Source organism: Pseudomonas sp. GL-R-26 (assembly GCF_019947365.1).
Classification (GTDB): Bacteria; Pseudomonadota; Gammaproteobacteria; order Pseudomonadales; family Pseudomonadaceae; genus Aquipseudomonas.
Window position 1 is genome coordinate 67,069 of the sequence record NZ_JAGYGI010000016.1, and the last position, 17,027, is coordinate 84,095.

The window sequence follows — 17,027 nt, forward strand, 5'->3', positions numbered from 1 at the left end:
CTCACAATTTTGCTTTTACTTGAGGCTTGCAGCTTGAAGCTTGCAGCTCAGTTCCGAGGAACGAGGAAATGAAAATCAGCCGTCAAGCCTACGCCGACATGTTCGGTCCCACTGTCGGTGACAAGGTGCGCCTGGCCGACACCGAGTTGTGGATCGAAGTGGAACAGGACTTCACCACCTACGGTGAAGAAGTGAAATTCGGTGGCGGTAAAGTCATCCGTGACGGCCAGGGCCAGAGCCAGTTGCTGGCCGCCGAGGTGGTCGACACGCTGATCACCAACGCGCTGATCATCGACCATTGGGGCATCGTCAAGGCCGACGTCGGTCTCAAGGACGGGCGCATCGCGGCGATCGGCAAGGCCGGCAACCCGGACATCCAGCCCAACGTCAACATCGCCATTGGCGCCAGCACCGAAGTCATCGCCGGTGAGGGCATGATCCTCACCGCCGGCGGCATCGACACCCACATCCACTTCATCTGCCCGCAGCAGATCGAAGAGGCATTGATGAGCGGCGTCACCACCATGATCGGTGGCGGCACCGGACCGGCCACCGGCACCAATGCGACCACATGCACCTCCGGGCCGTGGCACCTTGCGCGCATGCTCCAGGCCGCCGACGCGTTCCCGATGAACATCGGCCTGACCGGCAAGGGTAACGCCAGCCTGCCGGAACCATTGATCGAACAGGTCAAGGCCGGGGCCATCGGCCTCAAGTTGCATGAGGACTGGGGCACGACACCTGCGAGTATCGACAACTGCCTGAACGTGGCCGACCGGTTCGACGTGCAGGTGGCGATCCACACCGACACCCTCAACGAATCCGGTTTTGTCGAAACCACCCTCGCCGCCTTCAAGGGCCGCACCATTCACACCTATCACACCGAAGGTGCCGGTGGCGGTCATGCGCCGGACATCATCAAGGCCTGCGGTTTTACCAACGTGCTGCCCAGTTCCACCAACCCGACCCGGCCGTTCACCCGCAACACCATTGATGAACACCTCGACATGCTGATGGTCTGCCATCACCTCGACCCGAGCATTGCCGAGGATGTGGCCTTCGCCGAAAGCCGCATTCGCCGCGAGACGATTGCCGCCGAAGACATCCTCCACGACCTCGGTGCGTTCTCGATGATCAGCTCCGACAGTCAGGCCATGGGGCGTGTCGGCGAGGTCATCACCCGCACCTGGCAGACCGCCGACAAGATGAAAAAACAACGCGGGCCGCTGCCCGGCGATGGTCAAGACAACGACAACTTCCGCGCCAAACGCTACATCGCCAAGTACACCATCAACCCGGCGATCACCCACGGCATCAGCCATGAAGTGGGTTCGGTCGAAGTGGGAAAATGGGCGGACCTGGTGCTCTGGCGCCCGGCGTTTTTTGGCGTGAAGCCGACGCTGATTCTCAAGGGCGGTGCCATTGCGGCCAGCCTGATGGGTGACGCCAATGCCTCGATCCCGACGCCACAACCGGTGCACTACCGCCCGATGTTCGCCAGCTTCGGCGGCTCGCTGCACGCCACCAGCATGACCTTCATCAGCCAGGCCGCACAGGATGCAGGCTTGCCCGAAGCCCTGGGTTTGAAGAAGAAAATCGCCGTGGTCAAAGGCTGCCGTGACGTGCAGAAAACCGACCTGATTCACAACGATTACCTGCCGGACATCGACGTTGATCCGCAGACCTATCAGGTCAAGGCTGACGGTGTGTTGCTGTGGTGTGAGCCGGCGCAAACCTTGCCGATGGCCCAGCGTTACTTCCTGTTCTGAACCGGTTACCGCATGACAGACAAAGGCCTCACACGCAGCGTGTAGAGGCCTTTGTTTTTTCCGTTGCTATTGAGTGGATTCAATCCGCAGCCGATCCAGCCTGGCCCGAGTCATCGCTTCCTGTGTCAGTTTTTTCAGCAACTGCGTAATCTGCAGATCGATGTCATCCAAGGCTTGCACATATTCCTCGTCAGTCATCAGCCTGCCATCGGCAAAGTCAGTTTCACTTTTATCCAATTCACTGCACAGCCCCTTGATTTCAGCCTCCACCGCAGCCTTTTCCTCAGTGGTGAGCCGCGTACCCTCGGCCCTGCGCTGCAACGCATCCTGCAAATCGATGGTGGCGTCGATCCGGCGTTTCAAGCCGTTCAATTCCTCGCGGCAAGTCGATTCCAGCCAGGTTTTCCAGAGCCGTTGCTCGAAGATCCGGTCGATCAGCAGATCCCCTTCCTCCAGCGCCTTGATCCGCTGGAACGCTGCCTCGATCATCTCTTTGCTGACCTCGGCGATGCTGCGAAACTGCATGCCCCGCGCCTGCCACGGCAAATCCAGGCGCTCCGCCAGATCGGTCATGTAGGCCAGGTGCACTTCCACTTCATCGATGGTGCCGGTCACTTCGCCATCGGCGTCGTAACGGCGAAACCGCTCTCCCGTCGCCAACCGCTCTGACACCCGGCGACGGGCAATGGCAGCGAGTTCATCGAGCCGGGACTTGCCCAGGGCCAGTTCCAGCAACTGTGTTTCGATCAGGTCCGCACGCTCCAGGGCGTAAGCTTCGTGGACCAACACCTGCACGCCCATGGCATTGAACAGTTGCGTAACGCCATCCACGCATTCGGTGGGTGTTGCGGCTTCGTTGAACAACTTGATGCGCAGTTCACTGTCACGGGCCATGGCTTCGAGCATGCGCCAGACCTTGGTCGTCAGTTCTGTCTGATAGGTCCCACCGGCCTTGAAGTCAGCGGAATTTGTGAGTTTGTCGAGTTCATTGAAAAACGGCATTGAATTGAACTCATCCTCGACCGCGTCCCAGATTTCCTGCTTTTTCTGCCATTCTTGCTCGGACATACCCGTCCCCCATTCCGCGCTATCGATTACGCCACGGGGTGGATAAGGACGCTCCGGGTCCATGCCGACCGACTCGATGTAAGACTTGAGGATCTCGAGATTCTCCGGCGAGATCCAGCGCGGGGACCGACTGATCACGGTGCGCGCCAATATCTCTGCGCGAAATGAACCGGGCGCGACCTCGGGTATCCGGCTGATCGGGTTATCGCTCAGATCAAGATAGATACTGCGCGGACGCGATTGCGAAAACAGCCCGACAGGCCAGCTGTCCAGTCCCGTTTCGCCCAGCAACAGCACCTGTAATTGCGGCATTCGGCTGATGTTCGGAATGAGCTTCAGCGGGTTGCCGCGCAAGCGCAGGGACGTCAGGCGCATCAGATTCTTCAGGCGATCGACCGCCGCTAAATCCAGTTCAATATTATTGCCGTCAAGAAGCAGGTGAACGAGATGACGCATGTCCTTCACCGCCTGCGGAAGCGCCGTCAGCAGATTGTCTTGCAGATTGAGATAGCGCACCTCATGAAAAGAGTCGAGCAGTGACAGATGCTCGGAGCCCAACCGGCAATTGCGCAGGCTCAACGCGGTGACGTGGTCGAAGTTCGCCTCCAGCTTCGGCAGGGTTTCCAGCAGTCGGCTCAGCCTGGGAATGTTGTCCAGTCTCAACGCCTGTGGTCGCACTACGCTGGAGGCCTCGATACCCTCCGGCCCGGTGCGCTGCCAACATTGCCTGAGCGCTTTGTAGATATTGTTCCGCGCATGCCATTCCGCCACGCCCGCCGGGGTAAAACGAGAGGACTGCGTCGGCAAGTTCATCCAGCGTTGCAGGGTGCGGTTCAACTGGTTGAATTCGGTCTCGAGCAGGGCCAGTCGTTCATGCTCCGTACCTTCGCCCTGGCTGAACTCCACCAGCAACGTCTCGATCTCCTCCGAGGTAAAATCCGGATACAGTGCCTGAGCCCGTCGCCGCAGCCCCATGCCATGCGGTGCTTGCCGGGCATAGCCACGCATGCCGCCGCGCAGGCGCATGCTGGTCGGATCGTAGGTCGGCTTGTAATTCGGGTTGTCCTGCAGAATCGGCTCAAACACCTGACGGTCCAGGGGACGTGCCTTTATCGCTTGCTCCAGCCGCGCAGCCTCGTTGATACCGAAGCCCAGGGCTGTTCGTTGCGAATCCGGCAACGCATGCAGCACCGCGGCATACACATTGTCCGCGCCGTGCAGGTGTTGATCGCTGTCGTCCCGCGCTTGGTATTTGCCATCCTCATCCAGGATCAGCACTTTGCGGATCGGCGCGTCGACGGGGCCAAGGCTGTCGGTCAACGCGCCCTCGAACGAGTACTCACGAACCTCCAGACGCAAATCCGCCGGCCAGTCTGGCAGGGCCGCCAGGGAGTGCAACTCCAGGCGCGCGGTGTCAGCACTGTGCAAGGCGTCGAGGTAAAGGCCTTCATAGGCCCGCGTCATCCGCAGTTGCTCGGCGGCCTTGCGGGCGTGTTCCGCCAGCCGCAAAGGCACGCGTTTTTTTTCGCTCAGGTGTTGCACGTCCGAGGGGTGCGCCTCACCCAGCAGTTCTTGCGCCTGGCTGATCGAGATCTCTGCAAAATCCTCCTTGAGCAAATTCACCAAAGGATCGTCCGAACGGGTCCGACGACTGTACAGAAGGTCGAACAACTGCCACTTGCGCTGGCCCATCTGTGCCGCCCATTGCTCGCGTAATGCTTCGGTACGCATCTGCGCGTCACCGGATAACCATTGGTCGAGCAGTTCTCGAAGCGCCTGTTCGTCAAGGAACCCCACCACCCGCTCGGGCAGCGCCCCCGCCAGCAGGTCAGTCCAGGTCATCTGCAACGTATTGGCCGGTGTCGCCTGGGCATAGCCGTCCTTGATCGCCGCCCCCGTCAGTCCCGGCCCCTGGAAGACTTCAATGGCCTTGTCGCCAGGCCAGCCGCCCATTTCGGTCATGGATCGCACGGCGTAATCGGCCCATTCCTCGCCGATCCGGTTGGCCAGAATCAGCTCTGCGCAGGCTTGCGCATCGGCATGGGCCTTGAAGCGCTTGAGGGTATCGGCCAACAGAGAGGGAGGGGTCTCCTGTTCGACGTGAAGCCGGCGCAGCACATTTTCGTGCACGCCGCTGGCGGTCAGAACCTGCTCCAGGGTTTCATCGGAGAGTCCGTCCACCGAAGCGCCCAGACGCCTGAGTATTTGCCCCTTGTCCCATTCGAGCGGTTGGTCGAGTTCCGTCTTCCAACTACCGGCACCGTTGTGCTCCAACAGCGGCTGATATGCATCGGCGCGAGTCGGGTGTTGAAGCCGGTGCCGGCCAGTGTCCGGGTCTTGCCTGACGGCGTAGCATTTGTCATCGAGCCGCAGCAGGTCCTGATCCTGATGACGGTACAGCCCTGTATCACTGGCCTTCAATCCATCGGGCAACACGACCGGTTGTTCATAGGGGCCGAGGTCAGGGTTCCACAAACGCTCCTTGCCGCCGACCTCCACGGGTTTGAGGCCCTCGACAAACGGCGACACCTTGATCGGCGCGACACCGGTGCCGGGCAGTACATGTCCGACGCCCATGAGTGCCAATTGCGCGAAATTGATCAAGACCCCGTTGAAGTAGGCAGAGGCTTGCTCCTTGTCACCCTTGCTCCAGTCATCGACGCCTTCGGCCACCTCGGCGAGCATCTGCGCGACCATGATGCCGAGCATGGCTTCGCCCAGTCCGGGCACCAGCATTGCGGCGAAATTGAAGACGTTCCAGCCGATCGACAGGTAACCGGTCAAGCGTTTGAAGCGTGCGTTGGCATCCTCATCGTCGGTCGGCACTGCGATGAGCCTGGCATCGGCAATGGCCTTGTCCCGGCGCTGCAGAAACAGCGTCACCCACAGATCACCCATCACCTGGTTGGTGATGGGCTCTGCTTCGGGGTTTTCAACCGCTGTTTCACGCCACCACGGGCCCATGTCGAGCGGCTCGCGCTCGTGCCAGGTGAAAGTCGTGAGACGTTCGTTGACCCTGGCGAAAAACTGTCCTTTGTCCTTCTGCGCCACAAAGCGGCTGAAAAAGGTCTGGTAATCCGTGTTTGTCAACTGACCGAGCAGCTCCTTCATGAACGCGGTCAGCGACGGATATTCCTTGAGGGGATGCTCTGGATCATCCGGGACATAGGCGATCAACGGACCGGTCAATCGACTCTGTTGATATATGTCTTCGCGACGCAACAGCTCATCACTCAAGCCTTGCGGTCCATTGGCAAAGAAGGCTTGCAGCAGTTTGAATCGATCATATTCCTGGCCCGGCAGTACCGAAAGGCGGCGCGACCAGTCTATCCAAAAGCTCAACAGGGCCGGCGTCAAGGCTTCAACTTCGCGCTTTACTTGTGATGGCTCAGTGACTGCGCTGAACAGCACGATGCCAGTCATTCGAAAGCCCATCAGCGACAACCGATGACAATGCAACGGCTGGTCGTACAGTGAGATGTTTGTCCGCCCCTCACGCACCTGGCCCAGTTTTCCGAAGGCATGGTCACTGATTTCACCCTTCAATCGGGCAATCAGTGCGGCCACATTGAAGGCCGCCTTTTCACTGGCCACCGAATCCTGTTGCAAGGTTCGCTGTGCCTGTGGGGTTTCGGGCAACAGGACGGACTTGATGTGTCGTTGGTATTGCCCGCCGATGTCCAGGCTTCGGCACAAGGCTGCGAATTCTGGGAGGGTAATGGCCGGTTCAAGGCTGAGACTACCTCGAGTGTCCTTGCGGTAAATACCGGAGCTGTTTCGGAACGCACCTTCGGTGGCCTCGGACTCTTCGAAGTTGTGCAGCGCTGCTTCCAGCAACGTGGATTGGCGGACACGACTGGCCCCGGTATCGATGCCGAAAATGATCGTGCTCGGCACTTCAAGCTGTACGGTGAGCTCATTGAAGTTCTCGACCGTGTTGAGTTTCGACTGCAAAGCCGTTTTGAGCAAGGGTTCGGCGAAGGCATTGATGTCGTGCTTCAAGTCACCCTGAGTCTGGTCCAGCAGGTCTTGCAAACGCCAGCGCTCATCCATCAACTGCTTGAGATATTGACGGTCGACTTCCCGCGCGCCGCCATACCACTCGGGCATTTGCGGCTCGAGCGCCAGCAGGGACTTCAACCTCTCCACCGGTGCATTTTTGATGGCACCCGGGATCACGTCGTTTGCACGACGGAAATGTATCCCGTGACTATCGATGGACACGCCGTCCGGTATTTTCTGTGAATTGCTTCCATGCAAATCAGACACTTTTGAATCACCTTGATGACAGGAAAAGAACCACCAGCTTATTCACCCGCATCTGAAAAAAAAGTCCAAATAGCTGCTTGGCCAGCCCCCTGAAAAGGCTCCGGGTGATCGAAAATCAGGGAGCCAAAAACATATATCTACCGCCATCGACATGTCCGCCTGTGCCTCGGCATGAGCGGTCGTTTTTTTCCGGCAAAGGGACTACTATCAGGGGACGATCGAGGTCAGTTCCCGTGAGATTGATGGCACGACGTTTACCGTGGTGTTGACCAGGAAGGTCTAGACGTTTGCCGAGGGGAGGCTTTTGTGGCGAGGGCGCTTGCTCCCGCTCGAGCGCGAAGCGGTCGCAAGTCTTGCAATTGCGCTGAACCTGTTGAAATGCGCTGACCGGATATGTTTAGGGCTGCTTCGCAGCCCAGCGGGAGTAAGCTCCCTCGCCACAGGTTGGGTGCCACTCTTTGAGTTACTCCACCACCAACCGCCCCAACCGCTGCTTCAACATCCGGTTCTCGGCCCGCAACTGCTGGACCTCTTCGAGCAGGTCCAGCGCCAGGGCGACGCCTTCCCATTCCAGGTCAAGGTCGCGCCGCAGCTTGGCGGCGCGCTTGGCCAGAGTCAGCTCGTAGTCGTTGAAAACCCAGTCCTTGGGCTGAGAACCCTGAGGTTCGAGGATGCCGTGCTCGACGATTTCGATCACGTAGACGTCCGACAGCTCGGCCGCCTCACAGAATTCTGCCATGTCCAGTTGAACGATCAGGGGACTGCTCATAGTCAGTGACTCCTTGGTTCTAAGGGATCAGAAATGCTCTCGCGGGTCGAACGCGGCTTTTTTCGCCAGCTCCTGCCACAGGGCCTTGATGTCATCGTCGGATTTCTTCGGCATCACGGCTTTCAGTTGCACGAACAGGTAACCACGCTCACCGGCCTTGTTCATCAGGCCATGGCCCTTGGCGCGCATGCGCTGGCCGTTCTGGCTGCCGGCCGGGACCTTGAGGTTGATCTTGCCGGTCAGGGTCGGCACGGCGACTTCAGCGCCCAGCGCCAGTTCCCACGGCGCCAGTGGCAAGGTGATGATCAGGTTCTCGCCTTCGACGTCGAATTTCGGGTGCGGTGCAAAACGGATCGTCAGGTACAGGTCGCCATTGGCCCCGCCACCGGCACCCGGTGCGCCCTGCCCCTTGAGGCGAATACGCTCGCCGTCGCTTACACCGGCCGGAATCTTCACGTTCAGGCTCTTGCTGGTGTTGCTCACATGCTGGCCGGCCGCGTTGTACTGCGGTACCTGGAAGGTGACCTTCTTCGATTCGGTCGACAGTGTTTCTTCGAGAAAAACCCCAAGCTCCATTTCCACGTCCTGCCCTCGACGTCCGGTACTGCGACGCGACTGTCCACCACCACTGAAACCAGGCCCACGGTTGCCGAAGATCGAACTGAAGAAGTCCGAGAAATCGCCCGTGTCCTGGCCACCGCCACCGAAACCGCCACGGCTTTGCCAGCCCGGTGGTCCCTGGAACGGCTGGCCGTGCTGGCCATAGCGGCGCAAGTCATCGTATTCGGCGCGTTTATCGGCGCTTTTCAGCGCTTCATAGGCTTCCGAAGCGTCCTTGAACTTCGCCTCGGCATCCTTTTCCTTGCTGACGTCGGGGTGGTATTTGCGCGCCAGCTTGCGATAGGCGGCCTTGATCGCCTTATCGTCTGCGGTCGGCTCCACACCGAGAATCTTGTAATAGTCTTTGAAGTCCATCGAGGGAATCACCATCCGTTATCAGAATCGCGCCACAGGCCACAGCATGCGCTTGTTTGCAGCCATTGGTTTGACCGATCTCAAGTTTGTGACCGGGCGGCGCAGCAGAAGTTTATCGGCAGCATGCGGGGCTTCTTGCGAGCACTCCCGCGGCTGTCCGGTTGATGCAGGGTAGTTTGGGGGGGATGACCCATCTTTCAAGGCATTGTCTGCGAAGAATTAGCAGATAACCGGCCTTCGAATCTGGCGCGCTCTGACATACACTGCGCGGCCGTTTTTTAACCGGAACCTGAAAGACATGAACAACGCATCTCCAGCCCGTGCCTTGGGTATCGACTTTGGCACGTCCAACTCCACTGTCGGCTGGCTGCGCCCCGGCGTGGAAACGCTGATCGCGCTGGAGGACGACAAGATCACCCTGCCGTCAGTGGTCTTCTTCAATATCGAAGAACGTCGCCCGGTGTACGGCCGGCTGGCGCTGCACGAGTACCTGGAAGGCTACGAAGGCCGCCTGATGCGCTCGCTCAAGAGCCTGCTGGGTTCCAAGCTGATCAAGCACGACACCAGCGTCCTCGGCACGGCAATGCCGTTCAAGGACCTGCTCGGGCTGTTCATCGGCCAGCTCAAGAGCCGCGCCGAAGCCGCCGCCGGTCGGGAATTCGAAGAAGTGGTGCTGGGCCGCCCGGTGTTTTTTGTCGACGATGACCCGATGGCCGACAAAGAAGCCGAGGACACCCTGGTAGACGTGGCACGCAAGATCGGCTTCAAGGAAGTCTCGTTCCAGTACGAACCGATTGCCGCGGCGTTCGACTACGAGTCGACCATCGAGAAAGAAGAGCTGGTACTGATCGTCGACATCGGCGGTGGTACCTCCGACTTCTCGCTGGTGCGCCTGTCGCCGGAGCGTCGGGGCGTGGATAACCGCCACGAGGACATCCTCGCCACCGGCGGCGTGCACATCGGCGGAACCGACTTCGACAAACAGCTCAGCCTGCAAGGCCTGATGCCGCTGTTCGGCTACGGTAGCCGCATGAAGAGCGGCGCCTACATGCCCACCAGTCACCACATGAACCTGGCGACCTGGCACACCATCAACTCGGTGTACTCGCAGAAATCGCAACTGGCCCTGGGTAGCATGCGCTACGACATCGAAGACACCGGCGGCATCGACCGCCTGTTCAAGCTGATCGAACAGCGCGCCGGGCACTGGCTGGCCATGGAAGTGGAAGAAACCAAGATCCAGCTGACCCACGCCGAGAGCCGCCACGTGCCGCTGGACCGCATTGAAGCGGGCCTGAGCGTGGACCTGAGCCGTGCACTGTTCGAGTCGGCCATCGACAGCCTGCTGGAGCGGGTGCGCAACAGCGTCACCCAACTGCTGGCAGACGCCAATGTGCGGGTCGATCAGGTTGATACGGTGTTCTTCACAGGTGGTTCGAGCGGGATTCCGGCACTGCGCAACAGTGTTTCGGCGATGTTGCCGAAGGCGCGGCATGTGGAAGGGAACATCTTTGGCAGTATCGGTAGCGGTCTGGCGATTGAAGCGGCCAAGCGATACGGCTCCATGGACTGAACACAATCTCTGTGGCGAGGGAGCTTGCTCCCGTAGGACTGCGCAGCAGTCCCATTTTTGGGGCCGCTACGCGCCCCAGCGGGAGCAAGCTCCCTCGCCACAATTTGATCAACAGCTAGATCTGAAGCAGATCAAACCATCCCCACCTGCTTCAACTCACTCTTCAGGTACGCATAGTAAATCGGCCCCGCCACCACCCCCGGCAGGCCGAACGCGGCCTCGAACACCAGCATCGCCAGCAGCAACTCCCACGACTTGGCACTGATCTGCCCGCCGACGATGCGCGCGTTGAGGAAGTATTCGAGCTTGTGGATAAAGATCAGGTAACCCAGCGCCGCCACAGCGACCCAGATCGACAACGACAAACCGACGATGGTGATCAGGGTGTTCGACATCAGGTTGCCGATCACCGGCAGCAAGCCGAGCAGGAACGTCAGCACGATCAGGGTTTTGGTCAGCGGCAGCTTGATACCGAACATCGGCAGGATCACCGCCAGGAAAATCCCGGTGAAGAAGGTGTTGAGCAAGGAAATCTTGATCTGGGCGAACACGATGTTGCGAAACGCCTGGACCAGCAAGTGCAGACGTTCGAACAGTGCCGCAGCCAGCGGTTTGCGCTTGGTCAGGTCCGGCACACGCTGCAAGGCAATGATCGCACCCAGCACCATGCCGATCAGTAAGGTCACGAACATGTGCGCCGCGTCCTTGCCCACCAATTGCAAATCACTGAGGTGTTTGCTGACCCACTCGCCAATCGCCACGCGGAACTCCGCGGCACTGGCCGGCAGGTAGGCGTCGATGAACGGTGGCAATTGCCCGCGTGCGCGGTCGACCACCCCCATGAATTTGTCGAGGGACGCGCCGGGGTTTTCCGCCTCGTGCAGCAGGAAGCTGAAGGCACCGGCAAAGATCAGCGACAGCACGCTGACAATCAGAGTCCCCAGCAACGCCACCGCCAGCCAGCGCGCGCGCCGGCCTTCGATCAGCCGTTGCAGTTGCGGGGTGAGCATGTTGACCAGTTCGAACACCAGCAACCCGGCGAGCAGGCTGGGCAGCAACCGTAGCGGCAGGACCAGCAGCAGCCCGCCAAAAATGATGACCCAGCTGATGACCAGCAAGACTTGACGCTGAGAAAACGTTGGCATACAGCCTCAAAAACGAACGGCGTAAAAAGGATTGGCAGTCTGCCAGCGATCCGGTGCGAGCACTAGGGATTGTGTGGGGCGACCTTAGTGGGGGCTCTGGATGTTTGCAGCGCCTCGACTGGCCTCATCGCGAGCAAGCTCGCTCCCACAGTGGAACCGGGTACACCTGGCAAATGTGGGAGCGAGCTTGCTCGCGATGGGGCCAACACAGCCCCCACAGTTCCTGAACCGGGTTTATTTTTTCTTCAGGCAATCACTCATGAATGCCTTGCGCTCGTCACCCTTGAGGGCTTTGGTGGCGGCGTCGGCGTTGCAGGTCTTCATCTTCTCTTGCTGTGGGGTCAAGGCCTTACCGGCATCGTTTGCCGCCGGAGTCGCCTTCAGGCAGGTGCTCATGAAGGCTTTGCGCTCGTCGCCCTTGAGGCTTTTGGCCGTAGCGTCGGCATTGCAGGTGGTCATCTTCTCTTGCTGGGCCGTATTGGCGGCAAATCCCTGGGAGCACAGCAGCAAACCGATCATCAACAAAGGGGCACGCATCATCTTCATGGAGTTTTCTCCTGGTCGCCACGCCGAGGGGCGCGGCCTTGTACTGGAGTGTAGACAACCCCTGTTACACCTTCCTGTTCTCCAAATGGCTGCGGCGATACTGCTCAGGCGTACATCCGGCCTGGCGCTGGAACATCGCGATAAACGCCGAGCCGGTGCTGTAGCCCATGTCGAAGGCAATTTCCTGAATGCTGCGCTGACTATCCAGCGCCTCGATCGCTGCCAGAAAACGCAGGCGCTGGCGCCACTCACCGAAACTCATGCCCAGTTCCCGCACGAACTGCCGCGCGAGGGTGCGCTCGCTGACATGGATGCGTGCGGCCCATTCCAACAGCGGCCGGTTATCCCCTGGCTCGGCCTGCAACGCTTCCAGGATCCCGAGCAACCTTGGGCTGCTGGCATAAGGCAGGTAGCACTCGTGCACCGGAGCCTGTTGCAACTGGTCCACCAATACCTGGGCCAGACGCTGGTCGGCGGCCTGATCGGGGATTTTCACGTCGCGGGCGGCGAAGTCCTTGAGGATCGCCTTGAGGATGTCGCTGATGGCCAGGGTGCAGGCCCGCGGCGGCAGATCGGTGCAGACTTTGGGTGCCAGGCACACCGCACGGTAGTTGACCGGTTGGTGGCTGTAGAAACTGTGCTCGATCTGCGGCGGCACCCACACTGCGTATTGCGGCGGTGACATGAAACGGCTGCCCTCGACGTCCATGTGCAGCACGCCATGGGCGGCGTATTCCAGCGTCCCCCACGGATGTCGATGGGGCGCGGCGTATTCGTGGGCGTCGAAATCGGCGTAGCGGAAGTACACCGCCGACGGCAGTTCGCTGAAATCCAGCAGGTCGATGTGTTTACTGCTCATGCTGTCCGTCATCAGGGGCCGGTTGTCTGGATTGAAGTATAGGCTTGCATCCAGACAAGCGGATAATTGCCCTTCATTAACGTTCTGGTTTTTCCCGATGCAATACGCTTATCCCCTGCTGGCCATTTTTATCTGGGCCGGCAACACCGTGATCACCAAAATGTCGGCCGGGGCGATCTTCCCCGCCGAGATCGGTTTCTACCGCTGGCTACTGGCCGGGTTGCTGTTCACGCCCTTCATGCTCAAACCGGTGCTCGCCCATTGGCCGCTGATCCGCCCGAAACTGGGCAAGATCTTTGTCCTCGGCGTTCTCGGCATGGCGGTCTATCAAAGCCTGGCGTACTTCGCTGCGAGCCTGACCTCGGCTACCAACATGGGCATCATCCTGTCACTGATGCCGCTGATGTCGCTTGCCATGGCGATCATCAGCCTCGGCCAGCGCCTGACCATGGGCGCCTTGGCCGGTGCGGTGCTGTCATTCGCCGGCGTTCTGGTGGTGGTGTCGTCCGGCAGCCTTGGCGCATTGCTCGAACACGGGGTCAACCTGGGCGACGCAATGATGCTGGTCGCCACCCTGGCCTACGCGGTCTACAGCACCCTGCTGAAAAAATGGCAGCTGAAACTGCCGCCGCTGGTGCTCCTGTATTTGCAGGTGCTGGTGGCCGTGGTGGTGCTGTTTCCGCTGTTCCTTGCCTCACCGAAAGTCGGCCCGACCCTGCAGAACATTCCGCTGGTGCTGTACGCCTGCCTGCTGGCTTCGATGGTCGCGCCGCTGGCGTGGATGCAGGCCGTGGTGCGTTTGGGGCCGAGCCGGACCACGCAGTTTTTCAATTTGCTGCCGTTGATTACCGCATTGATTGCGGCGGTGGTGTTGCATGAGCAATTGGCGATGTATCACTTGGTAGGCGGGGTGTTGACGTTGGGAGGGGTGATTGTTTCCGAGCGTTGGACGACGGTGTTGGGCCGCTCCTAGCTTTTTGTGGCGGTCTAAAGCCCTGCCGCGCTCAACCGCGCCGCATGCTCGACAAACAACCGGATCGGGTCGGCCCCCTTGCCCACCAGCCCCAACGACTGGTTGACGATATCGAAGTGATCCAGCGGATATTCATCGCCAATCACCGTGCCCAGATGCGAGCTGTAGCGCCCGACCATGCCGTCGCAATGCCCGACTTCGCGGACGAAGGTTTTGGCGAACAACCGACAGCTGCGGTTGGTGCCGTCCAGCAGGTTGCGCCCCCGATCCGTTATGCCCGGTTGCAACGTGCCGGACCAGGAGTAATAGCGCACGCCATTGACCTCCTCCGGCCCCTGACCGCCCCAGGTCTCGGGCAGCCCCTGTGGATAACGCTGGTTAAACAGCGCAACGCCTGCGCTGGTGAGGGAGTGATGGGACGCATGGATATCCACCGGCAACTTCGGCCCGCGGTAACCGGTGTCCAGCCACCCCATCAGGGTGCTGACCATTCGCAGCAAAAAGCACAGCAGACGACCACGGACACTGTCATGGGGGTAATGCTCTTGCAGGTAGTCGGCGAGCTCCGAGCCTTGGTTCGGCCCCGCCACCGAGGTCACCGAAGCAATCAGGTCAGGACGCTTGGCCGCTGCATAACGGGCGGTCAGCGAGCCCTGGCTATGGCCGATCAGGTTGACCTTGGCGGCCCCGGTTTCCCGCAGGATTTCGTCGATGCGCGCCAGCAATTGCTCGCCGCGCACTTCGTTCGAATTGAGCGGTGAGACCTGCACGGCGAACACCACCGCACCGCCATGGCGCAACGCCTCGACGATCCCGTACCAATACGGATAAAGCACCAACCGGATGAACCCGAGCATTCCCGGGACCAGCACCAGCGGGTAGCGCGGGGCAGAACCTTGCGACATGGGCGGATATCCTGGTGGTCGGGCGGTGATGCCAGGCGGGGTGCAGACATCCACCAAGCATCGCCAGCGAAGATGACAAGTCTATGTCATCCGCCCTACTTCAACCCCACTACGCCTGCCACGATCAGCCCGACCGAGACCAGCTTGATCACGGTCAGGCTTTCACCCAGCAGCGCGAAACCGAGAAACACCGTGCCCAGCGAACCGATGGCGGTCCAGATCGGGTACGCGATGCTCACCGGCAACTCGCGCATGGCCAGGGTCAGGAAGTAGATCCCGCCCACAGCGGCCACCACGGTGACCAGTGAAGGCCAGAGCCGGGTGAAGCCCTCGGCGTACTTCATGCCCATGGCGAAGGTGACTTCGAACCCGGCGGCGACCAGCAGAAACAGCCAGGCCATCTAGAACTCCCCGGCCAGCGCCAACAAGCGCTGCTCTGCCTCGGCGGCAGAGATCTCAAAGCTGCGCTCGGCGGACTCTTCGCCCTCGGCAGCCACCACGGTGACATCCGTGATGCCGATGAATCCGAGCACCGTGCGCAGTAGCGTGTCGGCATGGTTCATGGCTTCCAGTTCGCCGCCCGGGCCAAAACCGAAGCCGCCACGGCTGGTGATGATCAGGGCCTTTTTACCCTGTACCAACGGCTCGTACTGGGCCACGCCATTGTCCAGGCTGTGATCGAAGGTCACCCCCACCCGCACGATCTGATCGATCCAGGCCTTGAGGCCGCTCGGTACGCTGAAGTTGTGCATCGGCGTGGATATCAGCAACACATCGTGGCCAAGCAGCTCGCCAACCAGTTCATCGCTGAGTGCCAGGTCGGCCTGCATCGACAGTGGCCGGGCGTCGGGCTCGGGGTAAAACGCGGCGGCCACGAATGCCTCGTTTACCGGCGGAATCAGGGCACGACCGATTTCGCGTCGGGTCAACTGCGAGTGTGGATGGCGGGCCTGCCAGGCCGACAGAAACACTTCGGCCAAACGCCGGGAGTGCGAACGGTCACCACGTGGGCTGGCGTGAACAGCAAGAATTCTACTCATCTGTCTCTCCTCAGGGCTAAACTCAAACGGCTTGTGGCTTGCAGCTTGAAGCTCACCAGCGTCCTCGTTCAAATGAGCAGAAATCAGTCAGGATGAATCCATTTCATCCATGGAGTGTTCAATGTTTGCCTCGTTGCCGTTGACCGCCCTGCGGGCCTTTGAATCCGCCTCACGCCTGTTGAGCTTCAAGGCCGCCGCCGAAGAACTGTCCGTCACCCCGACGGCGGTGTCCCACCAGATCCGCTCCCTGGAGAGCTGGCTCGGCGTGCCGTTGTTCGAGCGCCTGCCACGCCAGGTGCGCCTGACCGAATGCGGCGAACGGCTGTTTCAGAGCCTGCACGGGGCTTTTCTGGAAGTGGCGCAAAGTGTCGATACCCTGCGCCCACAACGCAGCAGCGCCAGCCTGACGGTCTCCACCACCGCCGCCTTCGCCGCCCTGTGGCTGGTACCACGATTGGGACGCTTCTACGCCCGTCACCCGAACATCAACGTGCGCCTCGATACCCACTGCGAAGTCATCGACCTGCATCAGGACGCCAGTGTCGACCTGGTGCTGCGCTACAGCCTCGATGATTACCCCAACCTGTACGGCCAGTGCCTGTTCGACGAATCCTTCGGCGTCTACGGTTCGCCTGAACAAGTGGCCCTGGCCGCCAGTCGCGCGCCGACGCTGATCAGCGTGCGTTGGCACAACTCCAAACTCTATGCCCACGGCTGGGAGGCCTGGTGCGCTCGCTCCGGCGAAACCTGGTTGAGCGGCCGGCCCGCCGTGCGCGAATACGACGAAGAGCATTACGCCCTGCAAGCGGCGATTGCCGGGCAAGGCCTGGTATTGGCAAGCAATATTCTGGTGTCGGAAAGCGTGGCCAGTGGTCTGTTGTTGCCGTACCGGGGGGAAGTCCAGGTCGATGGCGCCGGCTACAGCGCACTGTGCGTGCCGGGGCGCGAACGTCATCCACCGGTTCGGGCGTTTTTTGCGTGGTTGCGTGAAGAAGCGTTGTTGTCCGGGCATGCGGTGCGCTGACCAAGGTCCGACAACAGTTCAAGTACTCCCAAGTTGAACGACAACTTAATTTCACCCCTGCGAATTAAAAAACCAAAAACACCAAACACAACTAAAACCTAAAGTTACAAAC

The 17,027-nt window shown here is 60.3% G+C and carries 13 protein-coding genes; 4 read left to right on the top strand and 9 right to left on the bottom strand.

Features of this window, described 5'->3' with window-relative positions; all coding sequences use genetic code 11:
• Nucleotides 1-68 precede the first annotated feature (68 nt).
• Nucleotides 69-1,769, top strand: coding sequence for an urease subunit alpha (gene ureC / locus KGA96_RS17985; RefSeq protein ID WP_046039904.1), 1,701 nt, complete (start codon nucleotides 69-71; stop codon nucleotides 1,767-1,769).
• A gap of 66 nt (nucleotides 1,770-1,835) precedes the next feature.
• Here the strand turns inward: ureC and KGA96_RS17990 are convergent, their stop codons facing one another.
• The 3 genes from KGA96_RS17990 to KGA96_RS18000 all read right to left on the bottom strand — a co-directional run bounded on the left by KGA96_RS17990 (nucleotide 1,836) and on the right by KGA96_RS18000 (nucleotide 8,850).
• Complete coding sequence (locus KGA96_RS17990; RefSeq protein ID WP_223514080.1) at nucleotides 1,836-7,106, bottom strand: dermonecrotic toxin domain-containing protein; 5,271 nt, start codon at nucleotides 7,104-7,106, stop codon at nucleotides 1,836-1,838.
• A 463-nt stretch (nucleotides 7,107-7,569) separates the two neighbouring features.
• Entirely contained in the window at nucleotides 7,570-7,875 is a 306-nt protein-coding gene (locus KGA96_RS17995; RefSeq protein ID WP_046039901.1) for a chaperone modulator CbpM, read from the bottom strand.
• Nucleotides 7,876-7,902: 27 nt separating this feature from the next.
• Entirely contained in the window at nucleotides 7,903-8,850 is a 948-nt protein-coding gene (locus KGA96_RS18000; RefSeq protein ID WP_046039900.1) for a DnaJ C-terminal domain-containing protein, read from the bottom strand.
• A 298-nt stretch (nucleotides 8,851-9,148) separates the two neighbouring features.
• Here KGA96_RS18000 and KGA96_RS18005 point away from each other — a divergent pair, with 298 nt between their 5' ends.
• Nucleotides 9,149-10,423, top strand: coding sequence for an Hsp70 family protein (locus tag KGA96_RS18005; protein ID WP_223514082.1), 1,275 nt, complete (start codon nucleotides 9,149-9,151; stop codon nucleotides 10,421-10,423).
• Between the two features lie 131 nt (nucleotides 10,424-10,554).
• On the opposite strand, the gene KGA96_RS18010 is transcribed toward KGA96_RS18005, so the two are convergent.
• The 3 genes from KGA96_RS18010 to KGA96_RS18020 all read right to left on the bottom strand — a co-directional run bounded on the left by KGA96_RS18010 (nucleotide 10,555) and on the right by KGA96_RS18020 (nucleotide 12,973).
• Complete coding sequence (locus tag KGA96_RS18010; protein ID WP_046039896.1) at nucleotides 10,555-11,568, bottom strand: AI-2E family transporter; 1,014 nt, start codon at nucleotides 11,566-11,568, stop codon at nucleotides 10,555-10,557.
• A 234-nt stretch (nucleotides 11,569-11,802) separates the two neighbouring features.
• Nucleotides 11,803-12,114 carry a PsiF family protein gene (locus tag KGA96_RS18015; protein WP_046039895.1) on the bottom strand — a complete coding sequence of 104 codons (312 nt, stop codon included), beginning with the start codon at nucleotides 12,112-12,114 and terminating at the stop codon, nucleotides 11,803-11,805.
• A 64-nt stretch (nucleotides 12,115-12,178) separates the two neighbouring features.
• Entirely contained in the window at nucleotides 12,179-12,973 is a 795-nt protein-coding gene (locus KGA96_RS18020) for an AraC family transcriptional regulator (protein ID WP_046039894.1), read from the bottom strand.
• Nucleotides 12,974-13,070: 97 nt separating this feature from the next.
• Between KGA96_RS18020 and KGA96_RS18025 the strand changes: the two genes are divergently transcribed.
• Nucleotides 13,071-13,946, top strand: coding sequence for a DMT family transporter (locus KGA96_RS18025; RefSeq protein WP_223514084.1), 876 nt, complete (start codon nucleotides 13,071-13,073; stop codon nucleotides 13,944-13,946).
• Between the two features lie 14 nt (nucleotides 13,947-13,960).
• Here KGA96_RS18025 and KGA96_RS18030 read toward each other — a convergent pair whose 3' ends face one another.
• The 3 genes from KGA96_RS18030 to KGA96_RS18040 all read right to left on the bottom strand — a co-directional run bounded on the left by KGA96_RS18030 (nucleotide 13,961) and on the right by KGA96_RS18040 (nucleotide 15,891).
• Nucleotides 13,961-14,851 carry an esterase/lipase family protein gene (locus KGA96_RS18030; RefSeq protein WP_223514087.1) on the bottom strand — a complete coding sequence of 297 codons (891 nt, stop codon included), beginning with the start codon at nucleotides 14,849-14,851 and terminating at the stop codon, nucleotides 13,961-13,963.
• Nucleotides 14,852-14,946: 95 nt separating this feature from the next.
• Nucleotides 14,947-15,252: a DMT family transporter gene (locus KGA96_RS18035; RefSeq protein WP_046039891.1), complete on the bottom strand. Its 306-nt coding sequence runs from the start codon at nucleotides 15,250-15,252 to the stop codon at nucleotides 14,947-14,949.
• Nucleotides 15,253-15,891 carry an FMN-dependent NADH-azoreductase gene (locus tag KGA96_RS18040; RefSeq protein ID WP_046039890.1) on the bottom strand — a complete coding sequence of 213 codons (639 nt, stop codon included), beginning with the start codon at nucleotides 15,889-15,891 and terminating at the stop codon, nucleotides 15,253-15,255.
• Nucleotides 15,892-16,000: 109 nt separating this feature from the next.
• Here KGA96_RS18040 and KGA96_RS18045 point away from each other — a divergent pair, with 109 nt between their 5' ends.
• Nucleotides 16,001-16,915 (top strand): LysR substrate-binding domain-containing protein, encoded by a 915-nt coding sequence (locus KGA96_RS18045; RefSeq protein WP_223514089.1) that lies wholly within the window; start codon nucleotides 16,001-16,003, stop codon nucleotides 16,913-16,915.
• The last annotated feature ends 112 nt before the right edge of the window (nucleotides 16,916-17,027 follow it).

Bases quoted from the DNA above. Each gene is read 5' to 3' on its own strand.
- KGA96_RS18010 (WP_046039896.1), bottom strand. From the start codon at position 11,568: ATGCCAACGTTTTCTCAGCGTCAAGTCTTGCTGGTCATCAGCTGGGTC.
- KGA96_RS17995 (WP_046039901.1), bottom strand. From the start codon at position 7,875: ATGAGCAGTCCCCTGATCGTTCAACTGGACATGGCAGAATTCTGTGAG.
- KGA96_RS18025 (WP_223514084.1), top strand. From the start codon at position 13,071: ATGCAATACGCTTATCCCCTGCTGGCCATTTTTATCTGGGCCGGCAAC.
- ureC (WP_046039904.1), top strand. From the start codon at position 69: ATGAAAATCAGCCGTCAAGCCTACGCCGACATGTTCGGTCCCACTGTC.
- KGA96_RS18015 (WP_046039895.1), bottom strand. From the start codon at position 12,114: ATGAAGATGATGCGTGCCCCTTTGTTGATGATCGGTTTGCTGCTGTGC.
- KGA96_RS18030 (WP_223514087.1), bottom strand. From the start codon at position 14,851: ATGTCGCAAGGTTCTGCCCCGCGCTACCCGCTGGTGCTGGTCCCGGGA.
- KGA96_RS18045 (WP_223514089.1), top strand. From the start codon at position 16,001: ATGGAGTGTTCAATGTTTGCCTCGTTGCCGTTGACCGCCCTGCGGGCC.
- KGA96_RS18035 (WP_046039891.1), bottom strand. From the start codon at position 15,252: ATGGCCTGGCTGTTTCTGCTGGTCGCCGCCGGGTTCGAAGTCACCTTC.
- KGA96_RS18020 (WP_046039894.1), bottom strand. From the start codon at position 12,973: ATGAGCAGTAAACACATCGACCTGCTGGATTTCAGCGAACTGCCGTCG.
- KGA96_RS18000 (WP_046039900.1), bottom strand. From the start codon at position 8,850: ATGGACTTCAAAGACTATTACAAGATTCTCGGTGTGGAGCCGACCGCA.
- KGA96_RS18040 (WP_046039890.1), bottom strand. From the start codon at position 15,891: ATGAGTAGAATTCTTGCTGTTCACGCCAGCCCACGTGGTGACCGTTCG.
- KGA96_RS18005 (WP_223514082.1), top strand. From the start codon at position 9,149: ATGAACAACGCATCTCCAGCCCGTGCCTTGGGTATCGACTTTGGCACG.